The organism is Mesorhizobium sp. B2-7-3, from assembly GCF_006440715.1.
In the GTDB taxonomy this organism is placed as follows: domain Bacteria; phylum Pseudomonadota; class Alphaproteobacteria; order Rhizobiales; family Rhizobiaceae; genus Mesorhizobium; species Mesorhizobium australicum.
This window is the reverse complement of the sequence record NZ_VFTY01000007.1, coordinates 13,017-34,677: the sequence shown is the minus strand read 5'-3', so window position 1 is coordinate 34,677 and position 21,661 is coordinate 13,017. Positions and strand designations below refer to the sequence as shown.

The window sequence follows — 21,661 nt, the reverse complement described above, 5'->3', positions numbered from 1 at the left end:
CCCGCTTGATCAAATTGACTAGGAGCGGCTGCGCGCTGGTTCGCTGCCGCCGGTTTCCGAGCGCTGCCTTAGCCTCAGCCGCGACACGCGTTGCCAGTCGCCGCTGCGCTCGGCTTCCGCCATCGAGCGCTCGACATAGGTCATGTGGTCCATCGCCGCCTGGCGGGCGGCGGCCGGATCGCCAGCCCTGACCGCGGTGTGGATCGCCCGGTGCTGTGCCAGCAGCGCCTCTCGCGCGCCCGGCACGGTGAACACCAGCAGCCGGTTCTGGAACACGCCTTCCGATAAGAGGCGGTAGCAGGAGCGCAGCGTGTGCAAGAGCAGGATGTTGTGCGCGCATTCGCAGATCGCGTGGTGGAATTCAACGTCGATTTCCGCCTCGTCGTCGAAGTCGCCGGTGCGATGCGCCTCATCCATGCGCGCCATGATGCGGTCGAGCAGGGCGAGGTCTTCGGGTGTGGCACGCCGTGCCGCGTATTCGGCGGCTATGCCCTCGACCTCGCGGCGATACTCCAGATAGTCCGTCACAGCCTTGCGATGCGTCGAGATCAGGTCCGCCACCGGCTTGGTAAACAACTGGCCGATAATGTCGGCGACATGCGTGCCGCCGCCGGCCTTGGTCGTCAGCAACCCACGTCCTTCGAGCGCCTTCAGCGCATCGCGCAGGATGGGCCGTGACACATCGAACTGACGCGCCAGTTCGCGCTCGCCCGGCAGCCGGTCGCCAGTGCGCAGCACGCCTTCGAGGATGAGGCTTTCGATCTGCTGCACGACTTCGTCGGCGGTGCGCGAATGCTCGATCCTGGAGAAAATATCGCTCAAAGGAAGCGCCTGGGGACGGAATGAATGTCGCGCAGATTAAAGCGTCTGTCGCCAACTGGTCAAATTATTTATCCAATTCGCCTGGTTCGGTCGATTTTCGCATCGCGCCGGCACGTCGCCTCGCGCTAAACTTTGCTGTTTACGTCCCTTGTCGATTGCCGCAAGACGGCACCATTGCACGAAGGGTCGAAACCAGGGGGACCAGACGTGTCGGACGAGACGTCCAATCTTGAATTCCAGTCGCGCAGCCAAGGCAGCGTCATGGGCTTTCCGGCGCATGAAGGCCGGCCCGGCGCGCTCGGCGAGGTTCATGCCCGTCCGCATCCACTCGTCGAGAAGCCGCGTGTCCTCGTCCAGCTCTCCTTCATGACCGAAGGAGGCTCCGCGGTCGACCATGCCGTGCTTTCGGAACTGTCGCGCCGCCTCGGCATCGCCGCCCCCGAGCGTCATGCCCGCCACCACGCCATGAAATGGGGCAAGGGCACGCTGCGCTGGGAGCGGCATACGGAGTTCTCGACCTATCTCTGGGAAGGACCGCTGGCCGAGAATGGCCGGGGGCAAGAGGATTCGCCGTTCGGCAATGGCTTTTCGCCGCCGGGAACCGTCATCTCGGGCATCCGGCTCGAGATCCGCAAGTGGACGCAGGCGAACGAGAGGCTGATCGCCGGCTTCGACCCGACCAGCCTCTGTCACTCGCTCGTCGAGCGCGGCAGCGCGGCTATTGTCACCGACTTCCGCCAGGACGGCGATGGCATGACCCGCATGCTGGTGCTTGATCGTGGTCTGACCCCGGCCAGCACCGGCGCGCTGTCGCAGCGGCTGATCGACATCGAGACCTACCGCACGCTTGCCATGCTCGGCTTGCCGCTGGCGCTCACCTTGTCCAGCCGCGCCCGCCGCATCGAGGATCGCTTGGCACAGACGACCCTGGAAATGAAAGTTGCCGAGACCCGCGACAGCCAGACGCTGCTCGCCGACCTGACGGAGCTTGCCGCCGAACTGGAGGCTGATGCCGCTTCCAGCCTTTACCGCTTCGGCGCCAGTCGCGCTTATGACGGCATCGTCACTGAAAGGCTCAAGGCACTGGATGAGGAGCCAGTGCTGGGCTACGACACCTGGGCGGGCTTTCTGCTGCGGCGCATGGCGCCAGCCATGCGCACCTGCCGCTCGGTCGAGGAGCGCCAGGCCAATCTGTCGCGAAAGCTGACCCGTGCCACCACGCTGTTGCGCACCTGGGTGGATGTCGAGGTCGAGAAGCAGAACCGCGATCTGCTCGCCTCGATGAACAACCGCGCCCGGCTGCAACTGCGCTTGCAGCAGACCGTCGAAGGGCTCTCGGTCGCCGCCGTCTCCTACTATGTGGTAGGCCTCATAGGCTATGTCGCCAAGGGCGCGTCGGTCTTTGGCCACGCCTTCGCGCCGGAGGTCGTTACCGCCGCATCGGTGCCGATCGCCATCCTGCTGGTCTGGTGGGGCGTGCGCAGGGTGCGACAGATGCATTCCGAGCCGGCGAAGCATCCGGCCGAATAGACCGCGCCAAGCTTCGAAGCGCGATGGATGTGCAGCGGCAGATTGCCGCTGCGGAAGCCTTGCATGCACCCGCCCCGGATGACATCAAAGCAAGGTTTGCAACAAATGTCGCTAGCTGGTAAATCATTTTTACCAGTTGAGTGGAGGAAGCGCCGATGTCTGGCCTTGCCATGCCCAAGCCAGACGCCGAGACGCTGCGCCGGCGCAGCGAAATCGTCGCCGACATGCGCATCATCGTGCCGGGCGAGGGCGTGGTCGACGCGGCCAATGAAATGCGGGTCTTCGAGAGTGATGGCCTGACTGCCTACCGGCAAGTGCCGCTGGTCGTGGTCCTGCCCGAGACGGTGGCGCAGGTTTCCCGTCTGCTGAAATACTGCAACGACCGCAACATCCGCGTCGTGCCGCGCGGCTCCGGCACCTCGCTGTCGGGCGGCGCGCTGCCGCTGGAAGACGCGGTGCTGCTGGTCATGAGCCGGTTCAACCGCATCCTGGAGATCGATTTTCCCAACCGCATCGTCGTCGCCCAGCCCGGCGTCACCAATCTCGGCATCACGTCCGCCGTCGAGCAGGAGGGCTTTTATTACGCCCCCGATCCATCCTCCCAGATCGCCTGCTCGATCGGCGGCAACGTCGCGGAGAATTCCGGCGGCGTGCACTGCCTGAAATATGGCCTCACCGCCAACAATGTGCTTGGCATCGAGATGGTGCTGATGAATGGCGAGGTGGTGCGGCTCGGCGGCGGCCACCTCGACGCGGAAGGCTATGACCTGCTCGGCGTCATGACCGGTTCGGAAGGTCTGCTCGGCGTCGTCACCGAGGTCACCGTGCGCATCCTGAAGAAACCGGAGACGGCGCGGGCGCTGCTGATCGGCTTTCCGACCAGCGAGCAGGGCGGCCAATGCGTGGCCGACATCATCGGCGCCGGCATCATTCCGGGCGGCATGGAAATGATGGACCGGCCGGCGATCCACGCGGCGGAGGATTTCGTCCATGCCGGATATCCCCTGGATGCGGAGGCACTGCTGATCGTCGAGCTCGATGGGCCGGGCGTCGAGGTCGATCATCTCATTACGGCGGTCGAGGCGATCGCCGTTGGCAACGGCTCGACCACCTGCCGCATCTCGCAGTCCGAGCAGGAGCGGCTGAGTTTTTGGGCCGGGCGCAAGGCGGCCTTCCCCGCCGTTGGCCGCATCTCGCCCGATTACTACTGCATGGACGGCACGATCCCACGCAAGGAGTTGCCGCGCGTGCTGGCCGGCATGCGCGAGCTGTCGCAAAAATACGGTCTCGGAGTCGCCAATGTCTTTCACGCCGGCGACGGCAATCTGCATCCCCTGATCCTTTATGACGCCAACGTGCCTGGTGAACTCGACAAGGCCGAAAGCTTTGGCGCTGATATTCTGAGGCTTTGCGTCAAGGTCGGTGGCGTGCTCACCGGCGAACATGGCGTCGGGGTCGAGAAGCGCGACCTGATGCCGGAGATGTTCAACCAGGTCGACCTCGACCAGCAAATGCGCGTCAAGTGCGCCTTCGATCCCAATCATCTGCTCAATCCCGGAAAGGTGTTCCCGCAACTGCGCCGCTGCGCCGAACTGGGGCGCATGCATGTGCATCGCGGGCAGGTGGCCTTTCCCGACATTCCGAGGTTTTGAGGGACATGTTGGCGCTTGAACACCCCCCTCTGTCCTGCCGGACATCTCCCCCACAAGGGGGGAGATTAGCAGTTCCGGCATCTCGCCGTTCAACAGACATTGGATGTTGGCGAAATCCGATGCGGCATCTGATCTCCCCCCTTGCGGGGGAGATGTCCGGCAGGACAGAGGGGGGTGTGAAGAAACGCGACCTATCACTTCTCGCCCGCTTTGCGGGGCAGAGGAAGGGCACGCGTGCATGACCGCCTTCACCCCCACCACTTCAGCCGAAGTCCTCTCCACGGTTGCCTGGGCGACGGCAGAAGAAGCATCGCTCGAAATTCTCGGCCACGGCTCCAAGCGCGGCATCGGCCGTCCGTTGCAGACCGAGCATACGCTCCACCTGTCGAAACTCTCGGGCGTGATCCTCTATGAACCCGCCGAACTGGTGCTGTCGGCCAAGTCAGGCACGCCGCTGGCCGAGATCGAAAGGCTGCTGGCTGAAAACGGCCAGCAGCTTGCCTTCGAGCCGATGGACTACGGCCCGCTGCTCGGTGGCGAGCGGGGCAAAGGCACCATCGGCGGCGTGCTTGGCGCCAACCTGTCCGGTCCGCGCCGGCTGAAGGCGGGTGCCGCGCGCGATCATATCCTGGGCATCAACGTCGTCTCCGGCCGGGGGGAAGCTTTCAAGTCGGGCGGCCGCGTGGTCAAGAACGTCACCGGCTACGATATGTCGAAGCTGATGGCCAACAGCTGGGGCACGCTGGCCGTCTTTACCGACGTCACCTTCAAGGTGCTGCCTGCGGCCGAGACCGAAGTCACGCTCGCTGTCCGTGGCCTGCTCGATGATGCAGCCTGCGCCGCCATGGCCTTGGCCCTTGGTTCCAGCGCGGAAGTTTCGAGCGCTGCCCATCTGCCGGAGCGCATCGCCGCCCGCGTTGCCGGCGGGACGCTCGGCAGTGAAGCCGCCACGCTGCTGCGCGTCGAGGGCTTTGGCCCGTCGGTTGCCTATCGCATCACCGCGCTGAAGACCCTGCTCGGCAAAGCCGGGCCGCTGGAAGAGATTTCCGGTGAGACCTCCAAGGCAATCTGGCGCGACGTGCGCGATATCAGGCCCTTCGTTGACGGCAGCGAGAAGCCGGTCTGGCGGGTCTCGATGACGCCCGCTCAGGGGCACCAGATGGTTCTGGCCCTACGCATGCAGGCCGCCGTCAGTGCCTTCTACGACTGGCAGGGCGGGCTGGTGTGGCTGCGCATGGAGGAGGGCGATCCCGAAGCCACCCTGCTTCGAGGGCTGTTGCGGAAACATGGCGGCGGCCACGCGACGTTGGTGCGCGCCGCTCCCACCCATCGTGTCGCGCTGCCAGTGTTCGAGCCGCAGGCGCCGGCATTGGCGGCGCTCAGCCAGCGCCTGAAACAGGAATTCGACCCGAAGAACATCCTCAATCCCGGCCGCATGGCCTAGGACATCAGAGATGCAGACCAATTTTTCGCCCGCCCAGCTTGCCGACCCTGATGTCGCCGAGTCCGAAAAGATCCTGCGCAAATGCGTGCATTGCGGTTTCTGCACCGCCACCTGCCCGACTTATGTAACGCTTGGCAACGAGCTCGATTCGCCGCGCGGGCGCATCTACCTGATCAAGGACATGCTGGAAAACGGCCGTCCCGCCGACAAGGAAATCGTCACCCATATCGACCGCTGCCTCTCCTGCCTGGCCTGCATGACCACGTGTCCATCAGGCGTCAATTACATGCATCTGGTCGACCATGCTCGTGCCCATATCCAGGAAACCTACAAGCGGCCGCTGCTCGACCGGCTGACCCGTGCCACGCTGGCCTACGTGCTGCCCTATCCCCAACGCTTCCGCGCCGCGCTCAAGCTTGCGAGGTTGGGCAAGCCTTTCATCGGCCTGTTCGAGAAGATTCCTGCACTGAAGCCGCTCGCCGCGATGCTCAAGCTCGCGCCTGCATCGATCCCGGCGGCCTCGCCGATGGCCTTGCCGGGTGTCCATGCCAGGCAGGGGACGAAAAAGGGCCGCGTCGCCATCCTGACCGGCTGCGCGCAATCGGTGCTTGACCCCGCCATCAACGACACCACCGTCTCGCTGCTGACGCGGCTCGGTGTCGAGGTCGTGGTGCCACCGGGCGAGGGCTGCTGCGGCGCCCTGGTTCATCACATGGGGCGGGAAGAAGCCGCCCTTGCCTCGGCCAGGCAAAATGTCGATGTCTGGACACGCTCCATCGAGCAGGGCGGGCTCGACGCCATTGTCATCACCGCATCGGGTTGCGGCACGACGATCAAGGATTACGGTTTCATGCTGCGGCTCGATCCGGCCTATGCCGACAAGGCCGCGCGCGTGTCGGCGCTGGCCAAGGACATCACCGAATATCTGGCAAGTCTCGAGCTCCCTGAACCGGTGAGCAAGCCGGGCACGGTCGTTGCGTATCACTCGGCCTGCTCGATGCAGCACGGCCAGAAGATCACCCGGCAGCCGAAGGAGCTGCTCGCCAAGGCCGGTTTCATTGTGCGCGAGCCGCGCGAGGGCCATCTCTGCTGCGGCTCGGCCGGCACCTACAATATCCTGCAGCCCGAGATTTCGGCCAGGCTGCGCGATCGTAAGGCGAAAAACATCGAGGCGACGGGCGCCTCGATCGTCGCCACCGGCAATATCGGTTGCATCACGCAGATCGCATCCGCCGCCAGCATGCCGGTGGTGCACACGATCAAACTGCTCGACTGGGCCTATGGCGGGCCGAGGCCGGATGGCATTTTGGATGAGAGCCTGGTCGCTGCGGAGTAGGCCGGGCGCTATTCCGCCGCAAGCCTGTCGGCCGTGCCGTAGGTCGCCTCGTAGAGCGCGCGCTGGCGGCTGAGCGCGACCATGGTATTGCGCAGCAGGATCGCCACCGTCAGCGGACCGACGCCTCCCGGCACCGGCGTGATCCACGAGGCGACTTCCTTGACGCTGTCGGTGTCGACGTCGCCGACGATGCGGCTCGTGCCGTCCGGTCCGACCTCCGAATTGATGCCGATGTCGATGACGGCGGCACCCGGCTTGACCATGTCGGCCTTGATCAGCCGCGGCTTGCCAACGGCGACGAACAGCGCATCGGCGCGCCGCGCATGGGCAGCGACCGACCGTGTCATATGATGGCAGACCGTCACCGTCGCGCCTTCGCTCATCAGCAGGAAGGCGATCGGCTTGCCGACGATTTCCGAATGGCCGACGATGACCACTTCCAGCCCCTTGAGGTCGAGGCCGGTTTCCTTGAGCAGTTCGACCGAAGCGGCCGCCGTGCAAGGCGCGAGATCGAGCTGGTTGTAGACGATGTTGCCGATCGAGGCCGGATGCATGCCCTCGACGTCCTTCAGCGGATGCACGGCCGCCTGCAGCATCTTGATCGGGATATGCGCCGGCACCGGCCGCTGGATGATGATGCCGGTGACACGCGGATCGGCATTCAGCCCATGGATGGCTGCTTCGAGTTCACCTGAGGTGATCGTGGCGGGAAAGCGCCGTTCCTCGAAATCGATGCCGGCGAGTTGAGCCTTGGCACGCTGGTTGCGCACATAGACGTCGACGGCGTCGGTATCGCCGACGGTGATCGAGATCAGCTTGGGCGGAAAGCCCTCGGCCTTGGCAATGGTCGCGTCCTCGCGCACGGCGGCGATGATGCGCTGGGCAACCGGGCCGCCCCTGAGATAGCGGCTGTCGTCGGACAGGGACATGGTTCGAACCTTTGGTGGGGAAATTGTGCACTGCAATAGCAGAGCACGGCCCGGAAATCAGCCCTGAAAACGAAACACCGTGCCTCCGGGGCGACCTGTCGCACCGTGAAACGAAAAGGGCAGCCCGGTTACCCGTGCTGCCCTCTCGTGACTGGCCGTATCCCCACACGGCCCGTCCCCCGTTAACTCGTTGCCAGTCTAAGCACGTCTTCCAAAAGTGCGCTATGACTTAAGGGCAACAGCGCGCCAAAACCTGCTCAGCACTGCTTAACCGGCTGATTCGCTGCCACTATATCACCTCGACGGTGGTTCCGACATTGACCCGCTCATAAAGGTCGACCACGTCCTCGTTGCGCATCCGGATGCAGCCCGATGATACCGCGCCGCCGATCGTCCAGGGCTGATTGGTGCCATGGATGCGGTACTCGGTCGTGCCGAGATAGAGAGCGCGCGCGCCGAGCGGGTTTTCCATGCCGCCAGCCAGATAGGTCGGCAGGTAGCGGCCCTTGGCCGCTTCGCGCTTGATCATCTCGGCCGGTGGACGCCAGTCCGGCCAGACGCGCTTGTTGGTGATCTTGTGGGTGCCCGACCATTCGAAACCGGGCTTGCCGGTGCCGACGCCGTAGCGCCGCGCTTTGCCGTTCTTCTCGACCAGATAGAGGAAATTCTGCGTGGTATCGATGACGATGGTGCCCGGCTTCTGGGCGCCGTCATAGGCGACTTCCTGCGGCAGGTAGACGGGGTTGATCTGCCGGCGCATGACCATGCGTTTGGCCGGCGCCTGCACGGCGGCCGTTTGCACTCGGTCGGGCTGTGCCGGCTGCGCGGTGCGCTGGCGCGGCTGCTGCTGCACGGCCTGTCGGTTCTGCCGCACGATTCCGGGCGCATGGCCGAGCTGCAGCACCCAGGGCGCGGAAAGGTCGGGGCTCACCATCACCGGCGGCCTGTCGGCATAACGGTCGTTGGCGGTTGAGGGTGTGACGCCGGCGGCAAACACAGCCACGGCGCCGAGCAAGGGAAACAGAACTCTCTTCATCGGGAACGCACCTTGATCGTCTAATACGCCGGGCAAGAACGCTCCCGGCTTGCGCGATCATTGGCGGCGAGCAGCAACCGAAACATGAATCGGAATGCGTAAAATGCGGTTCTGCCGGTAAACTCTTTGGTGTGGTTACCGCCCGGTTCAGGAATCTGGTAAAGCCACGGTAAAGACAGCGCGCAAGCGCGTTAACGGATGGATTTCTTGGGATGAGCAATGAAAACACCGGCCTGCTTGCCGGTCCTGACGGTGTCGTGCGCTGCTTCTGGCATGGCAATCTGCCCGATTATCTACATTACCATGACCATGAATGGGGCCGCCCGGTGGCCGACGACCGCAGGCTGTTCGAGAAGATCTGCTTGGAAGGGTTTCAGTCGGGCCTGTCCTGGCTGACCATTTTGCGCAAGCGGGATAATTTTCGCGAGGCCTTCGCTGGCTTCGACTTCGATAAGGTCGCCGCCTTCAACGAACGGGATGTCGAGCGCCTGCTCGGCAACGCCGGCATCATCCGCCATCGCGGCAAGATAGTCTCGACCATCAACAACGCCAAACGCGCCCGCGCGATGGTGGATGAGTTCGGCTCGCTGGCCGCCTGGTTCTGGAAGTTCGAACCCGGCAAGGAGGAGCGGCCGGAGATCGTCGACCTCGCCCATCTGCGCGCCAACCCGACCACCGCGGTTTCCGTTCGGATTTCGAAGGACCTGAAAAAGCGCGGCTGGACTTTCGTCGGCCCGACCACCGTCTACGCCTTCATGCAGGCCATGGGCCTTGTCAACGACCATCTCGAAGGCTGCGTGTGCCGTAAGGAGGTCGAGAAGCAGCGGAAGGCTTTCCAGCGGCCGAAATAGCCGGGGGCAGCTCAGGTGCCGTTGGCGCTGGCCAGGAACAGCCCGGCGACGATTGCGGCCACCGTGGCGACCGTCGGATAGATCACCAGCAGACCGGTCACCAACGCGTCGCGCAGGGAAGGATCCTTGCTGGTGCCTGCCGGCACATCGAACGGCCCGGCAGCCTGGCCAACCATTTGCGGTGCATGGGTGCCCGCCGGGCGCAGGCGCGTCGGCACTTCGCCGGCCTCGCTGTTGGCCTCAAATTCCGTTGCGCTGGTCATGTCCCGAACCCCTTCGTTTCGGTGCGCTATATCGGCCGCGATTGTGTCGGCACGATGCCGCGCCCGTGGCGGCATTGTTTCATTTCTGGTGTGTTTTTGTTTCAGGGGGTTTCGATTCTTCCTGATCTTGTCGGGTGCGCTCCGGGGCGCCAACCCTTGCCGCTCCCGGCTTCATCGGTTAGGAAACGCGCGCTGTGAACGCGCTAGATTTGCCGCGTCACGAAGTCATGAACATCGGGTGCCCAGATTATGGCCGACAAATCGGAAAAGACGAAAGCGCGGCTGCCGCGCGGGTTTGCCGACCGCGGCGCCGAGGATATCCGCGCCGTCGAGAAGATGATGGCGACGATCCGCTCGGTTTATGAGCTCTATGGCTTCGAACCGGCCGACCAGCCGCTGATCGAATATACCGATGCGTTGGGCAAATTCCTGCCCGACCAGGACCGGCCGAACGAAGGCGTGTTCTCTTTCCAGGACGACGACGACCAGTGGCTGTCGCTGCGCTACGACCTGACCGCGCCGACCGCGCGCTTCGTCGCCGAGAATTTCGAACGCCTGCCAAAACCCTATCGCAGCTACCGTTCCGGCTGGGTGTTCCGCAACGAAAAGCCTGGGCCCGGCCGCTTCCGCCAGTTCATGCAGTTCGACGCCGACACGATCGGCACGCCGGGCGTCGCGGCGGACGCCGAGATGGCGATGATGATGGCCGACGTCATGGAAGCGCTCGGTATCAAGCGCGGCGACTACGTCATCCGCGTCAACAACCGCAAGGTGCTGGACGGCGTGCTGGAAGCGATCGGCCTTGGCGGCGAGGAAAATGCCGGCCGCCGGCTGACGGTGCTGCGCGCCATCGACAAGCTCGACAAGCTCGGTCCGGACAGTGTCCGGCTTCTGCTTGGCCCGGGGCGCTGGGACGGCGGCAAGGAAGGCGAGGGTGACTTCGCCAAGGGCGCCGGGCTGAATGAAACGCAAGCCGAGGCTGTTCTTATGGCGACAGCGCGAAATGTGCAGGCGGGTCTGGATGCCAGCGTCAGCGGGAACGCGGTCTACCAGGAGGGCGTTGGCGAACTTGCGACCATCGAATCGTTGGTCCGGGCTGCCGGATATGCCGAGGACCGTATCGCCATGGATCGTTCCGTCGTGCGCGGCCTCGAATATTACACCGGCCCGGTCTTCGAGGCCGAGCTTCTGGCTGAAATCCCCAACGAGGACGGCCAGATTGTGCGCTTCGGCTCGGTCGGCGGCGGCGGCCGCTATGACGGTCTGGTCTCGCGCTTTCGCGGCGAGCCGGTGCCGGCGACCGGCTTTTCCATCGGCGTCTCGCGACTGATGACGGCGCTGAAGAACCTCGGCAAGCTGGACGTATCGGAAGTGATCGCGCCGGTCGTCGTGCTGGTCATGGACAAGGACACTGAAAGCCTCGGCCGCTATCAGAAGATGGTCTCGGAATTGCGCGCCGCCGGCATTCGCTCCGAAATGTATCTCGGCGGCGCCGGCATGAAGGCGCAGCTCAAATATGCCGACCGGCGCGGTTGTCCCATCGCCGTCATCCAGGGCGGCGACGAGCGGGCCAAGGGCGAATTGCAGATCAAGGACCTGATCGAAGGCGCGCGCATGTCGGCGGAGATCACCGACAATGCGGAATGGCGCGCCGCGCGTCCGGCCCAGGTGACAGTAGCGGAAAGCGAACTGGTCGCCGAAGTGAAGAAGATTTTGGCGGCGCAGGCCGCTGATCGCGCCAAGGGTGGCGCTTGAGCACCCCCCTCTGGCCTGCCGGCCATCTCCCCCGAAAAGGGGGAGATGGGATGTCGCGTAGGTTTTCGCCAATCTCCGATGTTGGGAAAAACGTGCCGAGCCCGAAGCTGCCGATCTCCCCCCTTGCGGGGGAGATGGCCGGCAGGCCAGAGGGGGGTGCCTCGCGCCCAACCTGTCTATGACCTCCCGCCCCGCCATCGCCACCGACATCATCACCCTCTTCGCCAACCGCAACACACATGCCGTCGAAGTCGCGGTGCTGCAGCCGGCCGATCCCTTCCTCGACATGGCCGGCGAGGATCTGCGCCGCCGCATTTTCCTGACCGAAAGCGAAACCGGGCAGGCGCTCTGCCTGCGGCCCGAATTCACCATTCCCGTCTGCCTCGACCACATAGCCAGCCAGGCCGGCACGCCGCGCCGCTATTCCTATCTGGGCGAAGTGTTTCGCCAGCGCCGCGAGGGCGGCAATGAGTTCTTCCAGGCCGGCATCGAGGATCTCGGCGACCGCGACACGGCCGAAGCCGATGCCCGCTCGGTCGCCGACGCGCATGCGCTGCTGTCGCTGGTGCTGCCCGGCCAGCCGCTGGCGGTCACGCTTGGCGACCAGGCGATTTTCGAGGCGGTGCTGGCGGCGCTCGGCTTGCCGCGCGGCTGGCGCATGCGGCTGGCCCGCGCCTTCGGCTCGGCGCCTATGCTGGAGACAGCACTCGCCGATCTCGCCAACCCGCCGCGCAACAGCCAGCTCTCCGGGCCGGTCGCGGCGCTTGTCCTCGATGGCGATCTGGACCGTCTTTCCCAGCATATTGCCGGCGGCATGGAGGAAGCCGGCTTGTCGGCATCGGCCGGGCGCGCGCCGTCGGATATCGCGCGGCGGCTGATCGAGAAAGCCGAGTTGCGCAGCGTGCGGCTGTCGAACGAGGCTTTCGCGGCGCTGAAAGATTTTCTGGCGATCGACGTGCCGCTCGATGGCGCGGCCCAGGCATTGGAAACCTTCGCGGCCGGCGCCGGACTTTCGCTGGGTGCGGCGCTGGAAAAATTCTCGGCCCGCGCCAAGGCGATCGAGGCGCATGGCTTGCCCTCCGAAAAAATCCGCTACGACGCCGCTTTCGGCCGTCCGCTCGACTACTACACCGGTGTCGTCTTCGAAATCGCGGCCGCCAACGGCGAGCGCGCCTTGGCCGGTGGCGGGCGCTACGACCGGTTGCTGACGCTGCTCGGTGCCAAGACCGCGATCCCCGGCGTCGGCTTTTCGGTGTGGCTCGACCGCATCGAGGCGCTGCGGGGGGCGGCATCATGATCACCCTCGCCGTTCCCTCGAAGGGTAGGCTCAAGGAGCAGGCGCTGGAGGTGTTGGCCAAGGCCGGCCTCGCCGTCAGCCTGCCCGGCGACGAGCGTAAGTATCACGCCCGCGTCGAGGGTCTGGACAATGTCGAAGTGCTCTTCCTGTCGGCCCCCGAGATATCGGGCGAAATAGGCCAAGGCGCGGTCGATCTCGGCATCACCGGCGAGGACCTGGTGCGGGAAAATCTCGCTGACTGGGAAGCGCGGGCCGAGATCGTCGCCCGCCTCGGCTTCGGCCATGCCGATGTGGTGGTCGCGGTGCCCGAGATCTGGCTCGATGTCGACACGATGGCCGATCTCGACGATGTCGCCGCCGACTTCCGCCAGCGCCATGGCCGCAGGCTGCGGATTGCCACCAAATATTGGCGGCTGACCCAGCAGTTCTTCTCCCAAAAGCACGGCATCCAGGTCTATCGCATCGTCGAGAGCCTGGGGGCTACCGAGGGCGCGCCGGCGGCCGGCCTCGCCGACGTCATCGTCGACATCACCAGCACGGGCTCGACGCTGCGCGCCAACCATCTCAAGGTGCTGGGCGATGGCGTGGTCCTGAAATCACAGGCCTGTCTGGTCGCGTCGAGGAAGACACGTGCAGCGGCCGACGACGTCGTTTTGCGCGACATCGTCGCGAAAATGGCGGCAGCGGTCGCATAGCGATCCTTCAGGGAAGGGGCTCCAGTACCATCGACGGGATTTCCAGCATCCCGGCAGGCTGATAGGTTCGGCCAGTCTTGGAGGAGACAGCGATGCCGGTCAATCTCGACGAACTGAAGAATGCCACCAATCTGCGCGGACGCGGCGCGCGCGCCGGCAGCGTCTTTATTGCACCGGTCGATGGCAGGGCGCATGTCTCGGGCGACCGCAAAGTGCCGCTGCTCGACAAGACCATTCCCGCGCTGTTCTCCGACACCGTCGGCAAATACGGCACGCTCGATGCCGCCGTGTTCGTCGGCCAGGACAAGCGCTTCACGTGGAGCGAACTGTCGGATACGGTGGATGCACTGGCCGCCGGCTTTCTGGCGCTCGGCCTCCGGAAGGGCGACCGGGTCGGCATCTGGTCGCCCAACCGCTGGGAATGGCTGGTGACGCAATTCGCCACCGCCCGCATCGGCCTGATCCTGGTCAACATCAATCCGGCCTACCGGCTGACCGAGCTGGAATATGCCCTGAACAAGGTTGGCTGCAAGGCACTGGTGACGGCGGCGAGCTTCAAGACATCGAACTATCTCGCCATGATCGAGACTCTGGCGCCGGAGATCGCTACGGCGACGCCCGGCAAGCTGAAGGCCGTGAAATTGCCGGCGCTCAGGATCGTCATCCGTATGGGCGAGGAAAACTCGCCAGGCATGTTCAATTTCGGCGACGTGCTGGCCATGGCCGGTCGCGACGAGCATGATAGCCTCGACCGCATCTCGGAAGGGCTGAAGCCTGGCGATGCGATCAACATCCAGTTCACCTCAGGCACGACGGGCGCACCCAAGGGCGCGACGCTCACCCATCTCAACATCGTCAACAACGGCAATTTCGTCACCTCGGCCATCAAGCTCACCGTCGACGATCGGCTCTGCATCCCGGTGCCGCTCTATCACTGCTTCGGCATGTCGATGGGCACGATGGGTTGTGTGTCGAAGGGCGCGACCATGGTTTTCCCCTGCGAGGGGTTCGATCCGGGCCTGACGCTGAAGGCGATCGCGCGGGAGCGCTGCACCGGCCTCTACGGCGTGCCGACCATGTTCGTCGGCATGCTCGATCATCCGGATTTCCCGACCTTCGATCTCTCCAGCCTGCGCACCGGCATCATGGCCGGTTCGCCCTGCCCGATCGAGGTGATGAAGAAGGTGGTCTCGCTCATGCACATGGCTGAAGTGACCATCGCCTACGGCATGACCGAGACCAGTCCGGTCTCGTTCCAGAGCAGCACCGACGATCCGTTGGAAAAGCGTGTCTCGACTGTCGGGCGCATCCACCCGCATGTCGAGGTCAAGGCGATCGCCGTCGACGGCGCCACCGTTGCGGTCGGCGCGCCGGGCGAGCTTTGTACGCGCGGCTATTCGGTGATGAAGGGCTATTGGGACGACGACGAAAAGACTCGCGAGGCGATCGATAGCGATGGCTGGATGCACACCGGCGACCTCGCCACCATCGACGCCGAGGGCTATTGCAACATTGTCGGCCGCGTCAAGGACATGGTCATTCGCGGCGGTGAGAACGTCTATCCCAGAGAGGTCGAGGAATTCCTCTACCGCCATCCCAAGGTGCGGGAAGTGCAGGTCTTCGGCATCCCGGACGCCAAATATGGCGAGGAGCTGTGCGCCTGGATCGTGCTCAAACCCGGCCAGGTCGCCACCGAGCAGGAGATCAAGGCGTTCTGCGCGGGCCAGATCGCCCACTACAAGGTGCCGCGCCATATTCGCTTCCGCACGGAATTGCCGATGACGGTGACCGGCAAACCGCAGAAATTCCTGATGCGTCAGGCGATGGCCGAGGAACTCGGGCTGGTGGCGCAGAAGACGGCGTGAGGCCGGATCAGCCGTGTCGCACAAGCGCGCCGATACCGTCGAGCAGCGCCTGCTGGTCGCCGACCCAGAACCAGTGGTCGTCGCCATCGACCTCCATAAACCGCGCGCCTGGAATCTTGGTCGCTAGGAACCGCCCCGCCTCGATGCGCACGGCGCGGTCGCCGGAACGGTGTAGGATCATCGTCGGGGCGGAGACGTTTGCCAGGAGGTGACGGACATCGGTGTCCCGCAACGCGTCGAGCAGCCCGGCGACCGCACCCGGGCTGGAGGCTGCCCTGAGCAATCCGGCCCACCAGGTCCTCGCCTGGCGGTCGCCAGCGAGGCTCGGTGCGAAGGTGTCGATTTCCGCCGCGCCACCCCAGCCCGCCAGCAGCCGTTGCTTCCACAGATCATACTGCGCGATGGTCAAGGCGTGGGGATAGTCAGGTGCACGGCTGCCTTTGGCGAGCGAGCCCCACAAGACAAGGCCCGTCAGCCGATCTGGATGCTGGACCGCAAAACGGATACAGCCCGGCCCACCCTCCGACGCGCCGACCAGCAAGGCCCTGCGGCTGCCGGCCGCGTTCATGACCGCCAGAATATCCTGCGCCGTCGCCTCGACCGTGGGGCGGGCACCGACGCGGTCGGAAAGCCCCATGCCGCGCCGGTCGAAGAGGATCAGGCGACCCAGGCGCGAAACCGCGGTCAGCCAGGCGCGGCAACCCGGGTCTTCCCAGATACGCTCGACATGTGAAATGAAGCCGGGAACAAGCACGATGTCCGTCGGGCCGCTGCCAAAGATCTGGTACGCGATGTGGATGCCGCCCACCGCGACATAGCGCGTCCTGGGCACATCCAGGGCGGCGTCCTGAGTTGGCTGGCTCAGCAAAGCAAGCGTGGCGGGGTCCGGCGCTACACCGAGTTCGTCCCGCAAGAGCCGGATGCACGTGTCGATCTGCCGCTCGGCCGCCGCCCTGTCCCCGGCCGCCAGATGGGCACGGATCAGATGTCGGTGCGCGCTTTCGCTCAAGGGGTCGAGTGCCGCCAGCCGTGTCGCGTGAACGACCGCGCCGCGAGGCTGGCTGTCGGCGATCTTGGCGTCGATGAGCCGCTCCAGCGCCTGCACCAGCCGGCCACGCAACGTCTCTCGCCGAAAGAAGACCCATTCCTCGAATTGCGGACAGTCCGGCAGCGAGAAGCCGGCGAGATAGTCGTCTTTGTAGATCTCGGCTGCCTTGTCGAGAGCGCCGGAATTGCAGGCCTGCTCGAAAATCCTGGTGTCGATCTCGGCGGACAACGCCGGGTGCAGGCTTAGCGAGACGCCTGTGGCGGCGATGATCTCGTTGCCGAACGCGATGCGGATTTTGTACAGCGTGCGCCGAAGGCGGGCGCGTGCGGCCTGCTCGTCGGCTTCCGGCCACAACAGCGCGGCGGCGACCTCGCGCGCCACCGGCCCGCTGGCCTCGGCGAGATAGATGAGGAGGGCTGCCGCCTTGCGCAGGGCGAGTTCCACCCGCCGGCCGTTCAACCGGAACTCCGGAAAACCTAGAAATCGGAATTCCAATCGCTCCATCGATCCGACCACGGCCATGCAGGGACGTTGAGGGGACGCCGGCCTTCTATCCATTCCCACGACATCGGGCCGATCGGGTCCGATCATGAGACTCCCTTGGAGCGAGAAATGTCACTGGTCAATACTCTCACCCGCCCTGTCGGTGCCGCCAACACACGGCAAGGAGGCTGAGACATGTGCCAATCCTGTCTCTCCTGGTACGCGCGCTGCATTGCTCCCTACCTCGTCCACGCCGGCTGTTCGGCCAACGCTTTCACGGACATGCGAAGGCGTCTGATCCCGCAGGCAGGGGGCGTCGTCGTCGAAGTCGGCTTCGGCTCCGGCCTGAACCTTCCCCATTACGACGCCGCCAGGGTGAAGCGGCTGGTCGGCGTCGATCCCGACGGCACGATGCTGGGCCTTGCCGAACCGAAGAGCCGTTCCCTGCCATTCGATGTCGACTGCATCAGGGCCAGCGGTGAAAGGCTGCCCTTGGCCGACAGCTTCGCCGACACGGTGGTCGTCACCTATGCCTTCTGCACCATTCCGGACCCCGAGGCGGCGTTGACCGAAATCCGGCGCATCCTCAAGCCCAAGGGCCGGCTGATCTTCATCGAGCACGGCCAGGCCGAAGGGCCGCGTTGCCGCCGGTGGCAAGAGCGTCTGAACCTGATATGGGGCCGGCTCGCCGGCGGCTGCCACCTCAATCGCGATCCATTGCACCTGATCCGGACGGCGGGCTTTCATATCGTCGAAGCGCAGCGCGAGCGGTTCCAGCTACCCTTCTGGCAGTTGGGAAGTCACCATGCCGGCATCGCGATACCCCTAACGGGTTGACGGGATGCCTCGTCCGCTAACGCCGCCCGCGCCGTATTTCCGCCGGCCGTGGCGCCGAACCCGGCTCCTGCACCAGCGGCCCCAGCAGCACCTCGCCGAACAGTGGCTGGTAGCTGCGGCGCACCGCCGGGTCCTCCTTGAAGGACAGCGCATATTGCCCGATCTGGTGGAAATAGGTGATGCGGGCCCTGACTAGGCTTTCGTCCTCGGGATAACCCATGGCGCGGAAGGAGCGGGTCAGGAGTTCGATGCGCAGGTCATCGATATCCTTGACCTCCTGCGCCAGCTTTTTCGACGTTCGTGACCAGTCGCGCACGGCGAGGTCGAGCAGGGGACTAAACGGCGCCTCGTCGACCCAAACATGCACGATGTCGGTGAAGAACTGCAGGCCGTCTATATTCTGCATCTCGCGCATAGCCCAGAAGGGCTCGCAATTGATATCTCGCCATTCTTGCAGCAGGCCGTCGCGAAGATCGGCCAGGCTGGTGAAATGGAAATAGAAGCTGCCGCGCGTCACCTTGAATTGCTTGGCGAGGCGGTCGATCTTGACCTCGCCAATGCCGTGCTTCTCCAGCACCTTGCGCGCCGCTGCGATCCAGGCCTCGCGACTCAGCGTCTGCCGCGCCGTCTTCCCAGGTCCCGCGGCTTTGGCTGGTCTCTTGCCTTTGGCCGGGGCGCTGTCCGATTTCATCCGATCAAGACCTTCATCGCACACGCAACGCCCACAAAACCGTTCGCCGGCTCCGATGCGCTTCGCGACTCATCAAGTGTCCATCTATCGCGGAAGGCGCAACTCAGGGCAATGCGCTGATCCGCTCCAGCATGAGTTCGAAGAACGGCGCGGGATCGATGCGCCGCAGGACGTTGCAGTTCTTGCGCCGGCCGGTGACGTGCCACCAGTCGACGACGGTCATGCCGATTGTCTCAGGCGAGACAATGTCGACCGTCACCGCGCACTGGCGCTGTTCATAGATTTGCGGTGCCAGGAGATAACCGGTGACGCAGGCATCGTGGATGGGGCGTGCCGGCGTCTCGAATTTGTGGGTGCCATACTGGCGGTAGAAGTCGGCCAGGTTCGCGGCCTCGATCGCCGCGCGGCTGCCGCTTGCGCGCAGGCGGTCGAGCCACTCAGGCGTCATCAGCGCCGTGTAGGTGCAATCGATGCCCGCCATGGTCACCGGCGCGCCGCTGTCGAACACCTTGTGCGCGGCATGCGGGTCGACGAAGATGTTGAACTCAGCCGCCGGCGTCGCGTTGCCACCCTGGAAGAAGCCGCCGCCCATCAGCACCACTTCGCGCAGACGGGGCACGATCCTCGGCTCCATGGTCATGGCCATGGCCAGATTCGTCATTGGCCCGAGCGTGCAAACGGTCAATTCGCCTTCCGGCGCGTCCATGATGGTGCACACCATGTAGTTCACCGCGTGTTCGCCCCGCAGCGGCGTCACCGGTTCGGCAAGGTCGGCGCCGTCGAGGCCGGTTTCCCCATGGACATATTCGGCGGTGATCAGCTTGCGCACCATCGGCGCCGGGCAGCCGGCATAAACGGGCACATCGGGCCGCCCGGCGAGTTCGACGACTTTCAGCGCATTCTTCGAGGTCAGGGCAAGCGGCACGTTGCCGCCGACCGTGGTGATGCCGACCACGTCGAGTTCATCAGGCGACCCCAGTGCGAAGAGGATGGCGAAGGCGTCGTCCTGGCCCGGATCGGTATCGATGATGATCTTGCGTGGTGCCATGATGCCGCGTCCTTCCTTTTGCGATCGAAAGCCTATTGATGAGGCCGTTCGGATGTGTAGAAATACAGTACTGTATCTTATGTTCAAGACAGGGTGTTCGAAATGGATGCACAAGAGCGCGGCGATTTTTCCGAAATTCCTATCCTCGACGTTTCGCCGCTCTATGGCGACGACGAAGGCGCGATCAGGGAAACGGCAGCGACACTGCGCCGCTATCTCGAGACGATCGGCTTCCTCTATGTCACCGGCCACCCCATTCCGCGCACCGATGTCGAAGCGGTCCGCGAGGCCTCCAAGCGTTTCTTCGCCTTGCCCGAGGAGGAGAAGGCGAAGCTGAAGATCGACAAGAATTTCCGCGGCTACTTGCCCTTTGCCGGCTCGACCATCGTGACCTCGTCCGTGGCGGCCGTCAGCAAGCCGAACCAGAGCGAATCGATCTTCTTCATGCACGAGGTCGGCGCCGACGACCCCCGGGCCTTGGCCGGCAAGCCGCTGCAAGGCCCCAACCAGTGGCCTGACGAGGCCGCCCTTGCCGGCTTCAGGGAGACCATCGAGCGCTATGTCCAGGAGATGGGCACGCTCGCCCGCAAGATGGTGCGCGCCATCGCGCTTTCGCTCGGGCTGCCCTCCGACAGTCTCGACCGCTATTTCGAGCAGCCGACGACTTTCCTGCGGCTGCTGCACTATCCGACGCAGCCCCAGGAAGAGGGGCTTTTCGGTTCGGCGCCGCACACCGACTACGGCTTCATCACGCTGCTCGCCCAGGACAATGTCGGCGGCCTCGAGGTCAAGAACAAGGCGGGCGACTGGGTTCCCGCGCCGCCGGTTCCGGATTCCTTCGTCATGAATGTCGGCGACATCCTGGCGCGTTGGTCGAACGACCAGTTCGTCTCGACGCCGCACCGCGTCATCAACCGCTCCGGACGCGAGCGCTATTCGCAGCCCTTCTTCTTCGACCCCTCCATGGACGAGACGATTGCCGCACTTTCGGTCTGTGTGCCGGCCGGCACACAGCCGAAATACGAGCCAGTGCTCTATGGCGATTACCTGATGGAGCGCATCGACAAGAATTATCACTATCGAAAGAAGAAGGCGGCCGAGACAGCCGCTTCGTAAGGGACACCGAGCACGTGCCGGCCACTGGCCCGGGCTCTGCCGGAAAGACTGCAAACAAGGACAAGAAAAGGGGAACAGCAATGAACAGATATCTGCGAATGACCAGCCTTGCACTGGCGCTCTCCACCACCGTCTGGGGCGGGGTTTCCAAAGCCGCCGACGTGCCGAAATCGGCTGAGGTGAAAGAGAGCGGAACGCTCGCCGTCGCCAACACTGTGGACTTCGCGCCGTTCGAATATCTCGACGCCGACGGCAAGCAGACCGGCATCATCGTCGAACTCGCCGGCGAGGTGGCCAAGCTCGTCGACGCCAAGCTCGATATCCAGCGCACGCCGTTCCCGTCGATGATCCCGGGTCTTGCGGCGGGCCGCTTCAAGATCGCCTGGGAGACCTTCTCGGCCACGCCGGAGCGCCTGAAGCAGGTCGATTTCATCATGTTCCTGAAGGCAGGGCTCGCCGTCTCGACATCGCCTGACAAGAAGGCGAGCTTCAGCGGCGACATGCCGCTCTGTGGCAAGCGCATCGGCGTCTCGGCCGGCAGCGCCTCGGATTTCCTGGTCGACAAGCTCGGTAAGGAATGCACCGACAAGGGCCAAAAGGCTATCGAGAAATCGGTGTTCAACTCCTCCACCGATATCGTCCAGGCCGTGCTTTCGGACCGCGTCGACGCGCGTATGGACGATGCCACCGCATCGAGCTATTTCGAGGTGACGAGCAAGGGCCAGTTGGTGGTCCTGCCGACGCTTTACGAGGTCGCGCCGCTCGGCATGGCGATCGCCAAGGACGACAAGCAGACCGCCGACATGATGGTGGCGGCACTTGCCGAACTGTTCAAGAACGGCACGTACAAAGCTATCCTGGAGAAATACGGCATGGGCGCCTATGCGATCAAGGAACCCTACTTCGTCGGCACCATGGACGCGCTTCGCGCCGAATAGAGACCATCCGGCGCCTGATGAACGT

General features: G+C 64.4%; 19 protein-coding genes. 12 read left to right on the top strand and 7 right to left on the bottom strand.

Annotated features, from left to right (window positions below; translation table 11 throughout):
• Positions 1-18 precede the first annotated feature (18 nt).
• Complete coding sequence (locus FJW04_RS17215; protein ID WP_015316499.1) at positions 19-822, bottom strand: FCD domain-containing protein; 804 nt, start codon at positions 820-822, stop codon at positions 19-21.
• A gap of 207 nt (positions 823-1,029) precedes the next feature.
• Here FJW04_RS17215 and FJW04_RS17210 point away from each other — a divergent pair, with 207 nt between their 5' ends.
• The 4 genes from FJW04_RS17210 to glcF all read left to right on the top strand — a co-directional run bounded on the left by FJW04_RS17210 (position 1,030) and on the right by glcF (position 6,784).
• A complete protein-coding gene (locus FJW04_RS17210; protein WP_140715550.1) occupies positions 1,030-2,352 on the top strand; it encodes a DUF3422 family protein in 1,323 nt (440 codons plus the stop codon).
• Positions 2,353-2,507: 155 nt separating this feature from the next.
• Positions 2,508-4,004, top strand: coding sequence for an FAD-linked oxidase C-terminal domain-containing protein (locus tag FJW04_RS17205; RefSeq protein ID WP_140715548.1), 1,497 nt, complete (start codon positions 2,508-2,510; stop codon positions 4,002-4,004).
• A 238-nt stretch (positions 4,005-4,242) separates the two neighbouring features.
• A complete protein-coding gene (locus FJW04_RS17195; protein WP_140715546.1) occupies positions 4,243-5,448 on the top strand; it encodes an FAD-binding protein in 1,206 nt (401 codons plus the stop codon).
• 10 nt (positions 5,449-5,458) lie between these two features.
• Positions 5,459-6,784 carry a glycolate oxidase subunit GlcF gene (glcF, locus tag FJW04_RS17190; RefSeq protein WP_140715544.1) on the top strand — a complete coding sequence of 442 codons (1,326 nt, stop codon included), beginning with the start codon at positions 5,459-5,461 and terminating at the stop codon, positions 6,782-6,784.
• Between the two features lie 8 nt (positions 6,785-6,792).
• On the opposite strand, the gene FJW04_RS17185 is transcribed toward glcF, so the two are convergent.
• Together FJW04_RS17185 and FJW04_RS17180 are read right to left on the bottom strand one after the other, a co-directional pair.
• A complete protein-coding gene (locus FJW04_RS17185) occupies positions 6,793-7,713 on the bottom strand; it encodes a bifunctional 5,10-methylenetetrahydrofolate dehydrogenase/5,10-methenyltetrahydrofolate cyclohydrolase (protein ID WP_140715542.1) in 921 nt (306 codons plus the stop codon).
• A gap of 289 nt (positions 7,714-8,002) precedes the next feature.
• Positions 8,003-8,749 (bottom strand): L,D-transpeptidase, encoded by a 747-nt coding sequence (locus FJW04_RS17180; RefSeq protein WP_140715540.1) that lies wholly within the window; start codon positions 8,747-8,749, stop codon positions 8,003-8,005.
• Between the two features lie 212 nt (positions 8,750-8,961).
• Between FJW04_RS17180 and FJW04_RS17175 the strand changes: the two genes are divergently transcribed.
• The gene (locus tag FJW04_RS17175; protein ID WP_140715538.1) at positions 8,962-9,600 is read left to right on the top strand and encodes a DNA-3-methyladenine glycosylase I; all 639 of its coding nucleotides are present in this window, start codon (positions 8,962-8,964) and stop codon (positions 9,598-9,600) included.
• A gap of 11 nt (positions 9,601-9,611) precedes the next feature.
• Here the strand turns inward: FJW04_RS17175 and FJW04_RS17170 are convergent, their stop codons facing one another.
• Entirely contained in the window at positions 9,612-9,863 is a 252-nt protein-coding gene (locus FJW04_RS17170; RefSeq protein ID WP_015316507.1) for a hypothetical protein, read from the bottom strand.
• 249 nt (positions 9,864-10,112) lie between these two features.
• Between FJW04_RS17170 and hisS the strand changes: the two genes are divergently transcribed.
• From hisS to FJW04_RS17145, 4 genes are all read left to right on the top strand, one after another.
• On the top strand, positions 10,113-11,618 hold the full coding sequence (gene hisS / locus FJW04_RS17165; RefSeq protein WP_140715536.1) for a histidine--tRNA ligase: 1,506 nt from the start codon (positions 10,113-10,115) through the stop codon (positions 11,616-11,618).
• Positions 11,619-11,796: 178 nt separating this feature from the next.
• On the top strand, positions 11,797-12,915 hold the full coding sequence (locus tag FJW04_RS17155) for an ATP phosphoribosyltransferase regulatory subunit (RefSeq protein ID WP_140715534.1): 1,119 nt from the start codon (positions 11,797-11,799) through the stop codon (positions 12,913-12,915).
• A complete protein-coding gene (gene hisG, locus FJW04_RS17150; RefSeq protein ID WP_140715532.1) occupies positions 12,912-13,610 on the top strand; it encodes an ATP phosphoribosyltransferase in 699 nt (232 codons plus the stop codon). Before FJW04_RS17155 ends, hisG begins: the two co-directional genes overlap by 4 nt.
• A 92-nt stretch (positions 13,611-13,702) precedes the next feature.
• Positions 13,703-15,475 carry an AMP-binding protein gene (locus tag FJW04_RS17145; protein WP_140715530.1) on the top strand — a complete coding sequence of 591 codons (1,773 nt, stop codon included), beginning with the start codon at positions 13,703-13,705 and terminating at the stop codon, positions 15,473-15,475.
• Between the two features lie 7 nt (positions 15,476-15,482).
• Here FJW04_RS17145 and FJW04_RS17140 read toward each other — a convergent pair whose 3' ends face one another.
• Positions 15,483-17,027: an alpha/beta hydrolase gene (locus FJW04_RS17140; RefSeq protein ID WP_181172967.1), complete on the bottom strand. Its 1,545-nt coding sequence runs from the start codon at positions 17,025-17,027 to the stop codon at positions 15,483-15,485.
• Between the two features lie 174 nt (positions 17,028-17,201).
• On the opposite strand from FJW04_RS17140, the gene FJW04_RS17135 reads away from it, so the two are divergent.
• On the top strand, positions 17,202-17,843 hold the full coding sequence (locus tag FJW04_RS17135; RefSeq protein ID WP_140715526.1) for a class I SAM-dependent methyltransferase: 642 nt from the start codon (positions 17,202-17,204) through the stop codon (positions 17,841-17,843).
• 16 nt (positions 17,844-17,859) lie between these two features.
• Here the strand turns inward: FJW04_RS17135 and FJW04_RS17130 are convergent, their stop codons facing one another.
• Together FJW04_RS17130 and FJW04_RS17125 are read right to left on the bottom strand one after the other, a co-directional pair.
• Positions 17,860-18,534 (bottom strand): TetR/AcrR family transcriptional regulator, encoded by a 675-nt coding sequence (locus FJW04_RS17130; protein WP_015316514.1) that lies wholly within the window; start codon positions 18,532-18,534, stop codon positions 17,860-17,862.
• A 103-nt stretch (positions 18,535-18,637) separates the two neighbouring features.
• The gene (locus tag FJW04_RS17125) at positions 18,638-19,582 is read right to left on the bottom strand and encodes a nucleoside hydrolase (protein ID WP_140614559.1); all 945 of its coding nucleotides are present in this window, start codon (positions 19,580-19,582) and stop codon (positions 18,638-18,640) included.
• Between the two features lie 102 nt (positions 19,583-19,684).
• On the opposite strand from FJW04_RS17125, the gene FJW04_RS17120 reads away from it, so the two are divergent.
• Together FJW04_RS17120 and FJW04_RS17115 are read left to right on the top strand one after the other, a co-directional pair.
• Positions 19,685-20,698, top strand: a complete 1,014-nt coding sequence (locus tag FJW04_RS17120) for a 2OG-Fe(II) oxygenase family protein (RefSeq protein WP_140614558.1) — start codon at positions 19,685-19,687, stop codon at positions 20,696-20,698.
• 80 nt (positions 20,699-20,778) lie between these two features.
• Positions 20,779-21,636 carry an ABC transporter substrate-binding protein gene (locus FJW04_RS17115; RefSeq protein ID WP_140715524.1) on the top strand — a complete coding sequence of 286 codons (858 nt, stop codon included), beginning with the start codon at positions 20,779-20,781 and terminating at the stop codon, positions 21,634-21,636.
• The last annotated feature ends 25 nt before the right edge of the window (positions 21,637-21,661 follow it).